The 14577-nt window shown below is 68.8% G+C and carries 15 protein-coding genes and 1 pseudogene; 10 read left to right on the plus strand and 6 right to left on the minus strand.

Annotated features, from left to right (window positions below; all coding sequences use genetic code 11):
- Window position 1 precedes the first annotated feature (1 nt).
- Window positions 2-529, plus strand: coding sequence for a DinB family protein (locus EV643_RS14530; protein ID WP_166665444.1), 528 nt, complete (start codon window positions 2-4; stop codon window positions 527-529).
- Between the two features lie 68 nt (window positions 530-597).
- Here EV643_RS14530 and groL read toward each other — a convergent pair whose 3' ends face one another.
- Window positions 598-2223, minus strand: a complete 1626-nt coding sequence (gene groL, locus EV643_RS14535; protein ID WP_133800592.1) for a chaperonin GroEL — start codon at window positions 2221-2223, stop codon at window positions 598-600.
- Window positions 2224-2479: 256 nt separating this feature from the next.
- On the opposite strand from groL, the gene EV643_RS14540 reads away from it, so the two are divergent.
- Window positions 2480-3046, plus strand: coding sequence for a GNAT family N-acetyltransferase (locus EV643_RS14540; protein WP_133800593.1), 567 nt, complete (start codon window positions 2480-2482; stop codon window positions 3044-3046).
- A gap of 22 nt (window positions 3047-3068) precedes the next feature.
- Window positions 3069-3401 carry a TfoX/Sxy family protein gene (locus tag EV643_RS14545; RefSeq protein WP_133800594.1) on the plus strand — a complete coding sequence of 111 codons (333 nt, stop codon included), beginning with the start codon at window positions 3069-3071 and terminating at the stop codon, window positions 3399-3401.
- Between the two features lie 21 nt (window positions 3402-3422).
- Here EV643_RS14545 and EV643_RS14550 read toward each other — a convergent pair whose 3' ends face one another.
- Complete coding sequence (locus tag EV643_RS14550) at window positions 3423-3773, minus strand: MmcQ/YjbR family DNA-binding protein (protein ID WP_133800595.1); 351 nt, start codon at window positions 3771-3773, stop codon at window positions 3423-3425.
- Between the two features lie 153 nt (window positions 3774-3926).
- Between EV643_RS14550 and EV643_RS14555 the strand changes: the two genes are divergently transcribed.
- Window positions 3927-4256 carry a PspC domain-containing protein gene (locus EV643_RS14555; protein WP_133800596.1) on the plus strand — a complete coding sequence of 110 codons (330 nt, stop codon included), beginning with the start codon at window positions 3927-3929 and terminating at the stop codon, window positions 4254-4256.
- A 2-nt stretch (window positions 4257-4258) separates the two neighbouring features.
- Here EV643_RS14555 and EV643_RS14560 read toward each other — a convergent pair whose 3' ends face one another.
- Window positions 4259-5227 carry a glycerophosphodiester phosphodiesterase gene (locus EV643_RS14560; protein ID WP_133800597.1) on the minus strand — a complete coding sequence of 323 codons (969 nt, stop codon included), beginning with the start codon at window positions 5225-5227 and terminating at the stop codon, window positions 4259-4261.
- A gap of 174 nt (window positions 5228-5401) precedes the next feature.
- Between EV643_RS14560 and EV643_RS14565 the strand changes: the two genes are divergently transcribed.
- Together EV643_RS14565 and EV643_RS14570 are read left to right on the plus strand one after the other, a co-directional pair.
- Window positions 5402-7123, plus strand: coding sequence for an ABC transporter ATP-binding protein (locus tag EV643_RS14565; protein ID WP_133800598.1), 1722 nt, complete (start codon window positions 5402-5404; stop codon window positions 7121-7123).
- Window positions 7120-8856, plus strand: coding sequence for an ABC transporter ATP-binding protein (locus EV643_RS14570; protein WP_133800599.1), 1737 nt, complete (start codon window positions 7120-7122; stop codon window positions 8854-8856). The genes EV643_RS14565 and EV643_RS14570 overlap by 4 nt, the downstream gene beginning before the upstream one ends.
- A 54-nt stretch (window positions 8857-8910) precedes the next feature.
- Here the strand turns inward: EV643_RS14570 and EV643_RS14575 are convergent, their stop codons facing one another.
- Window positions 8911-9453 carry an rRNA adenine N-6-methyltransferase family protein gene (locus tag EV643_RS14575; protein WP_133800600.1) on the minus strand — a complete coding sequence of 181 codons (543 nt, stop codon included), beginning with the start codon at window positions 9451-9453 and terminating at the stop codon, window positions 8911-8913.
- A 60-nt stretch (window positions 9454-9513) separates the two neighbouring features.
- Window positions 9514-10632: a CapA family protein gene (locus EV643_RS14580; RefSeq protein ID WP_133800601.1), complete on the minus strand. Its 1119-nt coding sequence runs from the start codon at window positions 10630-10632 to the stop codon at window positions 9514-9516.
- A gap of 168 nt (window positions 10633-10800) precedes the next feature.
- On the opposite strand from EV643_RS14580, the gene map reads away from it, so the two are divergent.
- A complete protein-coding gene (map, locus tag EV643_RS14585; RefSeq protein ID WP_133800796.1) occupies window positions 10801-11568 on the plus strand; it encodes a type I methionyl aminopeptidase in 768 nt (255 codons plus the stop codon).
- A 7-nt stretch (window positions 11569-11575) separates the two neighbouring features.
- On the opposite strand, the gene EV643_RS14590 is transcribed toward map, so the two are convergent.
- A complete protein-coding gene (locus EV643_RS14590) occupies window positions 11576-12712 on the minus strand; it encodes an Rv2578c family radical SAM protein (RefSeq protein ID WP_133800602.1) in 1137 nt (378 codons plus the stop codon).
- A 227-nt stretch (window positions 12713-12939) separates the two neighbouring features.
- Here EV643_RS14590 and EV643_RS45615 point away from each other — a divergent pair.
- The 3 genes and pseudogenes from EV643_RS45615 to EV643_RS14605 form a co-directional block, all read left to right on the plus strand.
- A pseudogene (locus EV643_RS45615) lies at window positions 12940-13227 on the plus strand (zinc ribbon domain-containing protein); the annotation flags it as partial.
- A 70-nt stretch (window positions 13228-13297) separates the two neighbouring features.
- Window positions 13298-13426 (plus strand): hypothetical protein, encoded by a 129-nt coding sequence (locus tag EV643_RS46450; RefSeq protein WP_255512982.1) that lies wholly within the window; start codon window positions 13298-13300, stop codon window positions 13424-13426.
- A gap of 26 nt (window positions 13427-13452) precedes the next feature.
- Window positions 13453-14568, plus strand: coding sequence for a DNA glycosylase AlkZ-like family protein (locus EV643_RS14605; RefSeq protein ID WP_133800797.1), 1116 nt, complete (start codon window positions 13453-13455; stop codon window positions 14566-14568).
- Window positions 14569-14577 lie beyond the last annotated feature (9 nt).

Raw genomic sequence — 14577 nt, forward strand, 5'->3', positions numbered from 1 at the left:
GGTGACGATCTCCACCGCCGAGAAGGTGTTGCCGGGGCAGTTCGAGTTGACCTGGGCGTTGTTCGAGTACCACCTGAACCGGCTGACCCCCGAGGACCTGCTCTGGGAGCCGGCGCCGGTGAGCTGGACCGTACGCCGGGACGCGGCCGGAGTCTGGCGCGCCGACTGGGACGAACGCGAGCTCGACCCGATCCCGGTGCCCACGATCGGCTGGATCAGCTGGCATATCGGCTGGTGGTGGACCGTCGCCCTGGCCCATGCCGGGCGGGTCACGCCACCCGACCGGACCGACATCCACTGGCCCGGCGACCTGGCCGGCATGCTCGCCTGGATGCGGCGGCTCCGCGACGAGTGGTCCGCAGTCCTGGCCGACACCGACCCCGCTCGCCTGAACGAACCGGCGGCGTTCCCGTGGCCGCCTGAGGCGGGCAAGTCGGTGGCCGACCTGTACGCCTGGGTGAACGCCGAGCTGATGAAGAACGCCGCCGAGATCGGCCAGCTCCGTTTGATCAAAGCGGCCCAGGGCTGATCAGCAAGAAGGCGGTCCCAGCCGAAGCTGGGACCGCCTTTTGTCTTGCCGGAACTTCTTCTACGAGATCAGAAGTCCATGCCGCCCATGTCGGGCGCGCCACCCGGATTGGCCGAGGCCTTCTCCGGCTTGTCGGCGATGACCGCCTCGGTGGTGAGGAACAGGGCCGCGATCGAGGCCGCGTTCTGCAGCGCCGAACGGGTCACCTTGGCCGGGTCGATGATGCCGGCGGCGATCAGGTCGACGTACTCGCCGGTCGCGGCGTTCAGGCCGAAACCGTTGTCGAGGTTGCGGACCTTCTCCACCACGACGCCACCCTCGAGGCCGGCGTTGACGGCGATCTGCTTCAGCGGGGCCTCCAGCGCCTTGAGCACGATCTGCGCACCGGTGGCCTCGTCGCCCTCGAGATCGAGCTTCTCGAACGCCAGCACGGACGCCTGCAGCAGGGCCACGCCGCCGCCGGCGACGATGCCCTCCTCGACGGCCGCCTTCGCGTTGCGAACGGCGTCCTCGATCCGGTGCTTGCGCTCCTTCAGCTCGACCTCGGTGGCCGCGCCGACCTTGATCACCGCGACGCCGCCGGCCAGCTTGGCCAGCCGCTCCTGCAGCTTCTCGCGGTCGTAGTCGGAGTCCGACTTCTCGATCTCGGCCCGGATCTGGCTCACCCGGCCCTCGATCGCCTCGGCGTCGCCGGAGCCCTCGACGATGGTGGTCTCGTCCTTGGTGACGACGACCTTGCGGGCCTGGCCGAGCAGCTCCAGGTCCACGCTGTCGAGCTTGAGGCCGACCTCCTCGGCGATGACCTGACCACCGGTCAGGATCGCGATGTCGGTCAGCATCGCCTTGCGGCGGTCACCGAAGCCCGGCGCCTTGACGGCGACGGTCTTGAAGGTGCCCTTGATCTTGTTGACGACCAGGGTGGCCAGCGCCTCGCCCTCGATGTCCTCGGCGATGATGGCCAGCGACTTGCCGCTCTGCATCACCTTCTCCAGCACCGGGACCAGGTCCTTGATGCTGGAGATCTTGCTGTTCACCACGAGGATGTACGGGTCGTCGAGGACCGCTTCCATCCGCTCGGTGTCGGTGACGAAGTACGGCGAGATGTAGCCCTTGTCGAAGCGCATACCCTCGGTGAGCTCGAGCTCGAGGCCGAAGGTGTTGCTCTCCTCGACGGTGATGACGCCTTCCTTGCCGACCTTGTCCATCGCCTCGGCGATGATCTGGCCGACCTGGTTGTCGGCGGCGGAGATCGAGGCCGTGGAAGCGATCTGCTCCCGGGTCTCGACGTCCTTGGCCAGCGCCAGCAGCTGCTCGCTGACCGCCTCGGTCGCCTTCTCGATGCCCTTCTTCAGGCTCATCGGGTTGGCGCCGGCCGCGACGTTGCGCAGGCCTTCCTTGACCAGGGCCTGGGCCAGCACGGTGGCGGTGGTGGTGCCGTCACCCGCGACGTCGTCGGTCTTCTTGGCAACTTCCTTGACGAGCTCGGCCCCGATCTTCTCGAACGGGTCCTCGAGCTCGATCTCCTTGGCGATGGAGACGCCGTCGTTGGTGATGGTGGGGGCGCCCCACTTCTTCTCCAGGACGACGTTGCGGCCCTTCGGGCCAAGCGTCACCTTGACGGCATCGGCGAGGGTGTTCATTCCCCGCTCGAGGCCGCGGCGCGCCTCTTCATTGAAAGAAATCAGCTTGGACATTCTCCGCGAGTCCTCCCGCGTCGAGTTCTGGTGGTTCAAGCCGGCCGGATGCCCGCGACGGACGGCACCAGGGTCGCGACGGTCACGTCCCGCCACGCTCCGGCACCTCATCGAGGCCGTCTTCGTTACAGCACTCACCGGGCAGGAGCGTTATCACTCTCGCCCACTGAGTGCTAACCAAGTATTAGCACTCGACCCAACCGAGTGCAAGCCAGCCCCCGCCGCCTCCCGGCTCCGCCGGACTAGGGTGCCCGGTATGGCGCTCGACGTACGACCGGCGACAGCTGACCGGTGGGACGAGGTGGCCGCCGTGATGGGCGACCGTGGCGATCCGTCGCGCTGCTCCTGCCAGTACTTCCGCCTCCGGGGCAAACAGTGGAGCGAGGCGACCCCGCAAGCCCACCGCGCCGCCCTCCGCGATCAGGTCTGCTCCGGCGACCTCCCACCCGGCATACTGGCGTTCGACCCCGACGGTACGCCGGTCGGCTGGTGCGCCGTGGCTCCCCGATCGGCCTACCCCCGCGTCGTCGCCTCACCCAACTGGCGCGGCGCAACAGCCGACGCGTGGATCATCACCTGCTTCGTCGTACCGGTCCCCCACCGCCGCCAGGGAGTCGCCGGCGAACTGATCCTCGGCGCACTCGACCTCGCCCGCTCCCACGGCGCCACCGTCGTCGAGGGGTGCGCGGTAGACGTCCCCGCGGCCGGCCGAGTCCCGTCAGCCGACCTCTACCGCGGCCCCCTCTCGGTCTTCCTGTCGGCCGGCTTCAAGGAGATCACCCGCACCTCACCCAAGTGGGTCCTGGTCCGTCGAATCCTCTGATCCCACGCGCATACTGAAGGGCATGGCGTACGACGAGGAGTTGGCTGAGCGGATTCGGGCGCTCTTGTCGGATGAGCCCGGCGTCAGGGAGCAGAAGATGTTCGGGGGACTAGGGTTCCTGGTCGACGGACACATGGCCGTCGCCGCCAGCAGTCAGGGCGGACTGCTCGCCCGGGTGGACCCCACGGAAGGCGAGAAGCTGCTCGCCAAACCGCACGTCCAGCTGATGGAGATGGGCGGCCGGAAGATGTCGGGCTGGCTTCGAGTGGACATCGAGGCCCTCCGGACCAAACGCCAACTCGGCCCGTGGGTCGACCGCGGCGTCGCCTACGCCCGCTCCCTCCCACCGAAATAACTCGCCCGCCCAGGTCGAGGGCTAGGACCTGCCGGCGGCCTGGTCCAGCTGGGCGATCAGGTACTTCGGGGCGGTCAGCCGCCACGCCTCGATGATGAGCTCGCCCAACTCCTCCTCGTCCGCAGCGGCCAGGTCGACCTCCAGCCAGGCGAACCGGCCGGATTCCCACGACGGCGAATAGACCTCGGGATTCTCCGCGACGAGTGCCTGTTGCTCCTCCCGGAACGCTTTGAGAAGGAGCCTCGACTCGTCCTCGGACAGATAGGCGAACCCCTTCTTCCGCACCTTGAAGGCGGGCTGACCGGCCCAGCCCTCGTGTTCCTCCGCCCCGGGCAACCCGAGCACCAGCTTCTGCACCGCCTGACCGTCCATCCTCCGACCGTACGACTCGGCGCCGACAGTTCGCGACGAAAGTCGTCAGGGATCCGGACCCGATCCGGGTGCCCGGGGGCCGGGGTCGGGTCAGGGGTGGGTCGGTACCGATCCCGATGTGGCGAAGGGCCCGCCGGCGGCACAGTAGAGGACATGACGAACTCCAACGCACCGTTCTCCAACCTGTCCGGCAAGTCCCTTCGGCGCTCCCGTGACCAGCGGATGCTGTCCGGTGTCTCCGGCGGCCTCGCCGAGTACTTCAACATCGACGTGACGCTGGTCCGGCTCGGCATCGTCGGGCTCACCCTGATCACCGGCGGCACCGCGCTGCTCGGTTACGTGGCCGCCTGGATCGTGATCCCCGAGGCCGACGGCAAGGCCGTCTGGCAGAACGTCCACGAGAACATCCAGCAGCCCCAGCAGCAGACCCCCGAGGCCGACATCGCCACCCGAATCTACGACGACAAGCCCCCGGCCGCCTGAGCTCAGACCTTCAAGGTTGCCCTGCGGCCGACGGCGGTGACGGCTACGTCTGGGTGGTCGGCGAAGACGCCGTCGATTCCCAGGGCGGCGAAGCGGGTCAGTTCGCCGGCGAGGTCGAGGCCGGTGGGGAGGAAGCGGCGTTCGGCGCGGAAGGTCCAGACCTGGACGGCCAGGCCGAGGCGGTGGGCCTGGTCCACCAGCCGGGTCGGCTCGTCCAGGGCGCCGCTCGGGGTCCGTGGGATGACCAGGTCCTTGTGCGGCGCGAGCACCTGCGCGTACGTCGAGATCTCGCGCAGGCCGGCCGGGGTGATCAGGTCGGCGAAGGTCCGGCCGTCACCGGTACGGAGGAAGTCGTTGGGGGCGCTCTCGGCGTCGACCAACTGAACCAGCGGCACGTTCGTCATCACCGACAGGCGGCGCAGACTGGTCGGCTCGAACGACTGCACCATCGCCTCGTCCGGGCCGAGCCCGAGGGCGATCAGGCGCTCCGCGAGCAGTTCCTCCAGCGGCAGACCGACCCGACGGAAGTACGCCGGGTGCTTGATCTCCGGGATCACCCCGATCGGGCGGCCGAGCCGGGCCGACTCCTGCCGGGCCACCGCGACCACGTCGTCGAAGGTCGGGATCGGCTCACGACCGTCGTACGCCGTGTTGGCCGCGCGCAGGTGCGGCATCCGCTCGCGGGTGCGCAACGTGCACAGTTCCGCGTAGGTGAAGTCCTCGACGAACCAGCCGGTCATGGCTGCTCCGTCAACGATCTTGGTGATCTTCCGGTCCGCGAACACCGGGTGGTCCGCGACGTCCGTCGTACCGGAGATCTCGTTCTCGTGCCGGGCCACCAGGACGCCGTCCAGGGTGGCGACCAGATCCGGCTCCAGGTAGTCGGCGCCCAGGTCGGCAGCCAGGCGGTACGCCGCCGGCGTGTGTTCCGGGCGGTATCCGCTCGCTCCCCGATGCGCGATGACCAACATGGATTCAGGACAGGCGGTCGAGGTGGATGGTCGGGAACCCGTTGCCCAACGCAAGATGAAGGTCTTCTGATCCGACGGCGGACACGCAGCCCGGTCGGACCGTCGCTGAGCGTGTCGCCGCGGCCGGTAATTCACATGCGCTCTGTCGGTGCTGACACCTAGCCTGAAGCGGTTATGAAAAAGCTTCCGCTGGCCGATCCCGGCACCGCCGACCATCGTTCAGCCGCGCGTTACCTGCTGTGGGTTGCGCGCGGCCAGAAGGTCACGCTCCTCGGCGGGATGACGTTCGGGATCATCTGGATGGGCGCGCAGGCGTTCATCCCGGCGATCCTCGGTCAGGCGATCGACAAGGGCATCGCCGCGGGCGACAGCCGGCAGCTGCTGAAGTGGACCGCCATCCTGTTCGCGGTCGGCGTGCTGCAGGCGCTGGCCGGCATCATGCGGCACCGGTTCGCGGTGGTGAACTGGCTGAGCGGCGCCTACCGCACGGTCCAGGTGGTCACCCGCAAGTCGGCCGACCTGGGCGCGACCCTGCCGAAGAACCTGGCCACCGGCGAGGTGGTCAGCATCGGCGCCGGCGACCTGTCCTACATCGGGAACATCCTCGAGATCTCGGCCCGGTTCAGCGGCTCGATCGTCGCGTTCTTCGTCGTCGCGGTGATCCTGCTGTCGTCGTCCACCACGCTCGGCCTGGTGGTGCTGATCGGCGTGCCGGTGATGCTGTTCGCGCTCGGCCCGATGTTGCGGCCGCTGCACCGACGGCAGTCCGCCCAGCGTGAGGCGGTCGGCGAGCTGAACTCGCTCGGCTCCGACATCGTCGCGGGCCTGCGAGTACTGCGCGGCATCGGTGGCGAGGATTCCTTCTCCCGCAGGTACCGCGGCGAGTCGCAACAGGTTCGCGCCGCCGGTGTGAAGGTCGCCCGGATCCAGTCGGTGCTGGATGCCGCCCAGGTCTTCCTGCCCGGCATCTTCGTGGTCGCGGTGGTCGGCCTCGGCGCGCACTTCGCCGTCCGCGGCGACCTGAGCGCAGGCAGCCTGGTCGCGTTCTACGGGTATGCCACCTTCCTGGTGCTCCCGCTGCGCACGGCGACCGAGTTCGCGAACCAACTGATGCGCGCCCTCGTGGCCGCCCGCCGTATCGTCCGCGTGCTCGCCCTGACCCCCGAGGTCACCGACCCGGCGACTCCCGTGAGCCTGCCGAGCCGTGGCGACCTGGTCGACCCGGTCTCCGGTATCCGCGCCCGCGACGGACTGCTCACCGCGATCGTGTCCGCAGAACCCGACCGGGCCGCCGTCCTGGCCGACCTGCTCGGCCGGTACGACGAGGCCAGCGAAGTCCGGTACGGCGGGGTCACGCTGGCCAGTGCGACCAGGGCCGACGTGCGCGAGCGGATCCTGGTCAGCGACACGGGTTCGCAGTTGTTCACCGGCACCCTGCGCGAGGAGCTCGACCCCGACCAGCGGCGTACGGACGAGGAGTTGATGGCCGCGATCCGTACTGCGTCCGCCGAGGACGTCCTGGTCGCGCTGACGGACGGGCTTGACTCCGAGGTGGAGGAGAAGGGCCGCTCGTTCTCCGGCGGTCAGCGGCAGCGGCTGGTCCTGGTCCGCGCGTTGCTCGCCGACCCGTCGGTGCTCGTGCTGGTGGAGCCCACGTCCGCGGTGGACGCGCACACCGAGGCCCGGATCGCCGACCGGTTGAGGGAGCACAGGGAAGGCCGGAGCACCGTCGTACTGACGTCCAGCCCGCTGTTGCTCGACCGGGTCGACGAGGTGATCTTCGTGGCTGCCGGCCGCGTCGTTGCCGTTGGCAAGCACCGGGATCTGTTGGAGAACGAACCGCGATACCGCCGGACTGTCACCCGGCAAACCGAGGACGAGGAGGTGCCCGCATGAGGCAGATTCTGCCGGTCGCGGACTCCGCGGATGTCCGCCGGCACGCTCGGCGGTTGGCCCGGCGGCACCCGCGCGCGCTGCTGATCGCGCTCGGGCTGCACGCCGTGGCCGCGATCACCGGGCTGGCCGCGCCGCGGTTGATCGGTGGCCTGGTCGAGGACGTCCAGCGCGGCACGACCGGGGCCAAGGTGAACCAGGTGATCGCAGTGATCGCCGTGTTCATCGTGGCGCAGTCGCTGCTCACCCGGTGGGCGCGGTACCGCTCGTTCGCGCTCGGCGAGCAGGTGCTGGCCGAGCTGCGTGAGGACTTCGTCGACGATGCGCTCGCGCTGCCGATCGGCACGGTCGAGCGGGCCGGCACTGGCGATCTGCTGTCGCGCACCTCGCGAGACGTGGACGCGCTGTCCCGGACCGTGCGGTTCGCCGTACCGGAGACGATCGTGGCGTTCGTGACCGTGCTGTTCACGGTGGTGGCGACGATGCTGGTCGGCGTGTGGGTGCTGGTGCCACTGCTCGCGATGGTGCCCGTGCTGGTGATCAGCACGAGGTGGTACCTGCGCCGCGCGAAGGACGGCTATCTCCGGGAGAACGCGGCGTACGCGCAGATGACGAGCTCGCTCGCCGAGACCGTCGAGGGCGCCCGGACCGTGGAGGCCCTCCGGCGGTACGACGAGCGCGTACGGCGTACCGATCGGGACATCCTGGGGTCGTTCAAGGCGGAGCGGTACACGTTGTCCCTCCGCACGGTGTGGTTCCCCGTGGTCGAGGTCGGGTACCTCGTGCCGGTGGTCGGGACGTTGCTCTTCGGCGGATGGCTGCACATCAACAACCACGTCACGCTGGGCGCGGTCACGGCCGCGGTGCTGTACGTCAACCAGCTGATCGATCCGGTGGACCGCTTGATCTCGTGGATGGACGAGCTCCAGGTCGGCGGCGCGGCGCTGGCCCGGTTGCTCGGCATCACCGATGTGCCGGACGACCGGACGCCGTCCGGCCGGGAGCCGGTTGGGGAACTGGTCGAGGCGCGGGACGTGCGGTTCTCGTACGTCGACGGGCGCGACGTACTGCATGGGGTGAACCTGACCGTCCAGCCGGGCGAGCGGATCGCCATGGTCGGGCCGTCCGGTGCGGGCAAGTCCACCCTCGGCCGGCTGGTCGCGGGGATCCACCCGCCGCGTACTGGTTCGGTCAGTGTCGGTGGTGTCGGGATGACCGAGCTGCCGTTGGACGACCTCCGCAAGCAGGTCGCGCTGGTCACGCAGGAGCACCACGTCTTCGTCGGCACGCTGCGGGACAACCTGGCGATGGCGTCACCGGATGCGTCGGATGCGGACCTGCTGGCGGCGTTGGACGCTGTCGACGCCCGCGAGTGGGCCGAGGCGTTGCCCGACGGGCTCGACACCCGGGTCGGCTCGGGGCAGCTCGCGTTGACGCCCGCGCAGGCGCAGCAGTTGGCGTTGGCCCGACTGGTGCTGGCGGATCCGCACACGCTGGTGCTCGACGAGGCGACCTCGCTGATCGATCCGCGCGCGGCCCGCCATATGGAGCGCTCGCTCGCGGCGGTGCTGGAGGGCCGGACGGTGATCGCGATCGCGCACCGGCTCTACACCGCGCACGACGCCGACCGTGTCGCCGTGATCGAGGACGGGCGGATCACCGAGCTCGGCAGCCATGACGAGCTGGTCGCGCGGCAGGGTTCGTATGCCGCACTGTGGAAGTCCTGGCACGGTTAGACGAACGACGAGGGCCCCGCTTCTCACCTCTGAGAACGGGGCCCTCTCTGCTTTCTATCTTCTCTGGATGTGCAGGACAGCGGAATCGACATGCGGCGGTGGGGTGAAAGCCTTACGAGGAAGGCGAATCCCGATCGAAAGGTCGTAGTACCGGCTCCAGCGGTTGGCCCCTGGAGCCTGGTGCTCGATCCACCGGTTCACCACCTGCCGCTGCAACACGAGATCCGCCGACACCAGGCGTGAGCCGGGCATCAGCAACCTCTTCAGCAACGCGGTGGAGATCCCGTACGGCGGGCTGGAGACCACCCGGAACGGCCTGGCCGGCAACCGCAGATCAGCTGCGTCGGCACGAACCACCGTCACCGGCGCATCAGTGAACCGCCGACGCAACTTCTCGGCACGACCAGGGTGGAGCTCCACGGCGACCACCTTGGCCCCGGCCCGGACCAGCGGCGCGGTCAACGCACCGAGACCGGCTCCGACGTCGAGGACGAGTTCACCGGGTTTGACCCCGGCGGCGTCCACGATCCGTTGGGCCCAACGACTATCGAGCGGGTGCCATCCCCAGGCACCCCGCGCCTGCCCGGAGGCGGGCACGACGGACCATCACGAAGTACGTAATCATGTCGCCGACCGTAGCGAGGTCGTCTGTTGTTTTCAAAGGGTTTTCGGGGCGTCGGTCAGCCTCGTCACGACCTTGGCCGTGCGCTGGAGTGCAAGCTCCAGCCGGGCTCGCTGGGCCGCGGACAACCCCGGCTTGGCGAGCTCACGCCGCACGTCGAGCACGCGGACCGGCAGCGTGTCGGTCACCAGCAAGGGTGCGTACTGCGCTTCGGTGGCGCGCCAGCGATCCCCATCCCGGCGGAACGTGAACCGGACCAGGAGGCCCTCCGACTTCGGGTGGTTCGGAGCTCGATGGGCGGCGACGAGGTTGCCGAGTCCGTAGGCGACCCACTTGCCGTTGATCCGCTGGAGTGGCTGGACCACGTGCGCGTGGTGGCCGAGGATCAGGTCGATGTTGCTGTCGGCAAGGAGTTCGGCGGCTGCTTTGCGCTGCTGTGGGTTGACCTTGGACGAGTACTCGTCACCCCAGTGACAGCTGACCACGACGATCTCGGCGCCTTGGGTGCGGGCTTTCCGGGCCATCGCCTTGATCTTGGCGACGTCGATCAGGCCGGCTCGCCAGGTCTCCTGGTTGGGATAGGGCAGGCCGTTGAAGCCGTAGGTGTAGCTGAGCAGGGCGACCTTGACGCTTTGGACCGTGACGATCTTGGGTGTCTCGGCCTCCTGTGGCGTCCGGGCCGTCCCGGTGTGCTCGAGACCGGCCTTGTCTAGGGTGTCCAGGGTCCGGTCGATGCCCTTGGCCCCTTTGTCGAAGCTGTGGTTGCTGGCGGTGGTACAGGCGTCGTACCCGGTCTGCTTGAGCGCCGGCGCGATCTGCGGTGGGCCCTGGAAGAGCGGGTAGCCGGAGTACGGCGTACCGAGTGGGGTCTCCAGGTGGCAGATGGCCAGATCCGCCTTCTGCACCAGGGGTTTGACGTTGCTCAGCATCGGCGCGAAGTCCCAGACACCGTTGCGCCCGTCGCGTCGCGCGGTGGTCCAGAGCCGCTCGTGCAGCAATACGTCGCCGGTCGCGACCAGGCTGATCTCGTCGACCCTGCTGGCCGACCCCGGTACCGAGGAGCCACTCTGCCCTTCGTTGTGAGACTGCGACCCCGGCACATCTGCGCAGCCGGCCAGCAGAACCAGGCCCAGCAATAACGACAGCACACGCATCCGACACCCCCGGTGTCAGCCGCTCCCCTCGAAAGCGGACTACTGAGGAGACGCTCCTGCGGGCCGAATTGTTGGGGCTTCGCGGTGCCGGCCAGAGAGCGGTGGTCGAACCAATGAGCGTGATAATGGTACCGGTATAACTATCCCGTGAAGCTGAGGAAGAAGCAGATGGTCGAACTGAAGACGGCCGCCGAGATCGAGCAGATGCGCGCGGCCGGTCAGGTGGTCGCCGCGGCGCTCACCGCGGTGAAGAAGGAGGCCGCCGTCGGCGTCTCCCTGCGCGAACTCGACGAGGTCGCCCGCGACGTCCTGCGGTCGGCCGGCGCGGAGTCGCTGTTCGAGGGCTACCAGCCCGGCTTCGCGGGCAGCCCGTTCAGCGGCGTCATCTGCACGTCGGTGAACGATGCCGTCCTGCACGGCCTGCCGACCGACTACCGGCTGGCCGACGGCGATCTGCTCAGCGTCGACTGCGGCGCCTCGATCGACGGCTGGTGCGGCGATTCCGCCACCAGCTTCGTCGTCGGTACGCCGCGCGCCGAGGACCTCGACCTGATCGCCACCACCGAACGCGCCCTCGCCGCCGGTATCGCCGCCGCGGTTACTGGCGCCCGGATCGGCGACATCGGCGCCGCCATCGGCGAGATCCGGCACCAGGCCGGCGTCGGCACCAACCTCGACTTCGGCGGCCACGGCATCGGCCGCCGGATGCACGAGGAACCCCACGTCCCGAACGGCGGCAACGCCGGCCGCGGGCTCAAGCTGCGCCCCGGTCACGTCCTCGCCATCGAGCCCTGGTTCTGGCACGGCCCCAACACCGTCTACGTCATCGACGACGACGGCTGGACCCTCCGCTCCGCCAGCGGCACCCGAGGCGCCCACGCCGAACACACCGTAGCCATCACCGAAAACGGCCCCGAAGTCCTGACTGCCCGCTAACAATCAGTCAGAACAGAGACTCCTGGGCAGGCTCAGTCTCAGGTTGACCGCGGGCCCTTGCCGACCGAACGCGCGGCCTGCGGATCCGGTCGTCGGTGTCGAGCGGCTCGCCCCAGCCAGACCGCGAACCAGCCCCGGACGCTTCGACAATCCCGTTGGAAGCAGCGGCCGGGCTGGCGCGGGAGCGGTGCCGCGAACCCTTGCCGAAGCCGTGTTTGTCGAGGAGGGGGCGGACCTTGTCCTCGAAGGCGTGGCGGTAGCTGGGCGCCGCGTTGACGCCATGCGCATAGAGCGACTCGTACCGCTTCACCAGGTCGGGCCGCTCATCCGCCAGCCACGCCATGAACCACTCTTTCACCCCGGGCCGAAGGTGCAGCACCAAGATCGTCACCCCGCTCGCCCCCGCCTCCGCCAACTCCCCCAACAACTCATCGAGCTGATCGGCCGAATCGGTCAACCACGGCAGCACCGGCGCGACCATCACCCCACAAGGCAGCCCAGCCTCACGAACGGCCCGGATCAGCTCCAGCCGCCCCCGCACGGACGGCACCCCCGGCTCCACCTGGCGCCGGAGCTCCTCGTCCACCAGCGCCAGCGACACCCCGATCCCCACCGGGATCTGCTCGGCCGCGTCCTGGAGCAGCGCCAGGTCGCGACGGAGCAGCGTCCCCTTGGTCAGGATCGACAGCGGCGTCCCCGAGCTCGCCAGCGCGTCGATGATCCCCGGCATCAACCGATAGCGCCCCTCGGCCCGCTGGTACGGATCGGTGTTGGTGCCGAGGGCAACTTGTTCACCAGACCAGGAGGGCCGGGCCAGCTCGCGGCGCAGGATCTCCACCACGTTCGTCTTCACCACGATCTGCTGGTCGAAGTCCCGGCCCTCGTCGAGCTCCAGATAGCGATGACTCGGCCGGGCGAAGCAATAACGGCAGGCGTGCGTGCAGCCGCGGTACGGATTGATCGTCCAGTTGAACGGCAAGGTCGACCCCGGCACCGAGTTCAGCGCCGAGCGGGCCAGCACCTCGTGGAACGTGATCCCCTGGAACTCCGGCGTGGTCACGCTCCGCACCAACCCCGCGATCGAGCCGAGCCCCGGCAGCGTCCCCGGGGTCTCGGCGTCGATTTGCTGTCCGGCCCACCTCATGCGCTACAGTCGAACACATGTTCGCCTGGCTTTCAACTCCGCTGAAAGGCCGCCGCATTCTCGGTGGCCCACTGGCGGTACGTCTTGCCCGGGCGACCCGTAAGTTCCTGCGCCGTAGGCTCGGGCGGCATGCTGGCGACCGTCGCGAGGATTGGGTGGAGAAGACCAGCACCGACCTCGCGCGCCGATTCGACGTCATCCGGGTCGAAGACCTGCGGATCGCGCCGATGACCCGGCGACCCAAACCGAAACCCGACCCCCGACGACCAGGGAGGTACCTGCCGAACCGTCGCCGGGCCAAGGCCGGACTGAACCGGGGCATTCTGGCCAATGGCTGGGGCGCCACGGTGGCCCGGCTGGAGCACAAGACTCCGGGCCGGGTGAGGAAAGTGAATCCTGCGTACACGTCGCTGACCTGTAGCGTGTGTGGGCAATGCGCACCGGACAACCGCGAGAGCCAAGCGGTCATCCGGTGCGTGGCCTGCGGGCATCGGGCGAATGCGGACGTGAACGCTGCAGTGAACATCGCGGCCGGACGGGCCGTCAGCGCACGCCGAGAGACGCCCATACGGGTCTCGCCGAAGCGTGAACCTCAACAGCTACCTCTACGTAGTAGTTGGAATCCTCATCCATCAGGACGGGGAGGACGTCAACGCCGACTCTTACCACTACGGCCTGACCCGGCTCCTGGACGGCATCGAAGCAGGCGCCTGATCGGCCGGCGAAGTAATCTCGCGATCATGGCCGTGCATGAGCTCTCCCGCACAGACGCGCGCCGCATCGCAGTACGCGCCCAGTTGCTGGACCACCGTCGTCCAGCCAATCTGTTCGACCTGGTCCGGCGGATCACGCTGCTGCAGATCGACCAGACCGCGGCCATCGCGCCGAATGCGGATCTGGTCGCCTGGAGCCGGCTCGGTTCGTCGTATTCGCCGAAGGAACTGACGAAGTCGTTGGCGGACCGGACGCTGCTCGAGCTCCAGGGGATGGTCCGGCCGAGCGAAGACCTCGCGTTGTACCGGGCCGAGATGGCGGCGTGGCCCGGGACCGGTGAGCTGCTCGACTGGCAGGAATACCGGCGGGACTGGGTGCAGGCCAACGAGGCGTGCCGCCTGGACATCCTCGATCGGCTCGATTCCGACGGCCCGCTGACCGTGCGGGATCTCCCCGACACCTGCGCGAAACCCTGGAAGTCGAGCGGCTGGACCAACAACCGCAACGTCAGTCAGCTGCTGGAGTTCATGGTGCAGCGCGGGGAGGTCGCGGTCGCCGGACGCAGCGGCCGTGACCGGCTGTGGGATCTGGCCGAGCGCGTGTACCCCGACGACCCCGTCGTGCCGCTGGAGGAATCCACAAAGATCCGCAACGAGCGCCGGCTGCGTGCCCTCGGCATCGCCCGGCTCCGCGGACCGGAGTGCCCGGTGGAGCCGCTGGACGTCGAGGAGGCCGGCGAACCCGCTGTCATCGAAGGCGTTCGGGGCAACTGGCGAGTCGATCCGGCCCTGCTCGGCCAGCCGTTCAAACCCCGCCTCGCGTTGCTGTCGCCGCTCGACCGGCTGATCCACGACCGGAAGCGGATGGTCGACCTCTTCGAGTTCGACTACCAGCTGGAGATGTACAAGCCGGCCGCCAAACGCCGCTGGGGGTTCTATGCGCTGCCGATCCTGTACGGCGACCGCCTGGTGGGCAAGCTCGACGCCACCGCCGACCGCGACACCGGCGTACTCCGCATCAACGCCATCCACCGCGACGTCGAGTTCACCACCGCGATGACCGACGAACTCCACCACGAGATCCAGCACCTGGCCCACTGGCTCGGACTGGCTCCCGGGTGGAGTGGAACGGAGATGCCGTAGCGTGGCCCG

Origin of the sequence: Kribbella caucasensis (assembly GCF_004361855.1) — a bacterium.
In the GTDB taxonomy this organism is placed as follows: domain Bacteria; phylum Actinomycetota; class Actinomycetes; order Propionibacteriales; family Kribbellaceae; genus Kribbella; species Kribbella caucasensis.

What these genes read in the sequence shown, in the direction of transcription:
- groL (WP_133800592.1), bottom strand. Translation starts at nt 2,223, where the DNA reads ATGTCCAAGCTGATTTCTTTCAATGAAGAGGCGCGCCGCGGCCTCGAG.
- EV643_RS14540 (WP_133800593.1), top strand. Translation starts at nt 2,480, where the DNA reads ATGGCGCTCGACGTACGACCGGCGACAGCTGACCGGTGGGACGAGGTG.
- EV643_RS14545 (WP_133800594.1), top strand. Translation starts at nt 3,069, where the DNA reads ATGGCGTACGACGAGGAGTTGGCTGAGCGGATTCGGGCGCTCTTGTCG.
- EV643_RS14550 (WP_133800595.1), bottom strand. Translation starts at nt 3,773, where the DNA reads ATGGACGGTCAGGCGGTGCAGAAGCTGGTGCTCGGGTTGCCCGGGGCG.
- EV643_RS14555 (WP_133800596.1), top strand. Translation starts at nt 3,927, where the DNA reads ATGACGAACTCCAACGCACCGTTCTCCAACCTGTCCGGCAAGTCCCTT.
- EV643_RS14560 (WP_133800597.1), bottom strand. Translation starts at nt 5,227, where the DNA reads ATGTTGGTCATCGCGCATCGGGGAGCGAGCGGATACCGCCCGGAACAC.
- EV643_RS14565 (WP_133800598.1), top strand. Translation starts at nt 5,402, where the DNA reads ATGAAAAAGCTTCCGCTGGCCGATCCCGGCACCGCCGACCATCGTTCA.
- EV643_RS14570 (WP_133800599.1), top strand. Translation starts at nt 7,120, where the DNA reads ATGAGGCAGATTCTGCCGGTCGCGGACTCCGCGGATGTCCGCCGGCAC.
- EV643_RS14580 (WP_133800601.1), bottom strand. Translation starts at nt 10,632, where the DNA reads ATGCGTGTGCTGTCGTTATTGCTGGGCCTGGTTCTGCTGGCCGGCTGC.
- map (WP_133800796.1), top strand. Translation starts at nt 10,801, where the DNA reads ATGGTCGAACTGAAGACGGCCGCCGAGATCGAGCAGATGCGCGCGGCC.
- EV643_RS14590 (WP_133800602.1), bottom strand. Translation starts at nt 12,712, where the DNA reads ATGAGGTGGGCCGGACAGCAAATCGACGCCGAGACCCCGGGGACGCTG.
- EV643_RS14605 (WP_133800797.1), top strand. Translation starts at nt 13,453, where the DNA reads ATGGCCGTGCATGAGCTCTCCCGCACAGACGCGCGCCGCATCGCAGTA.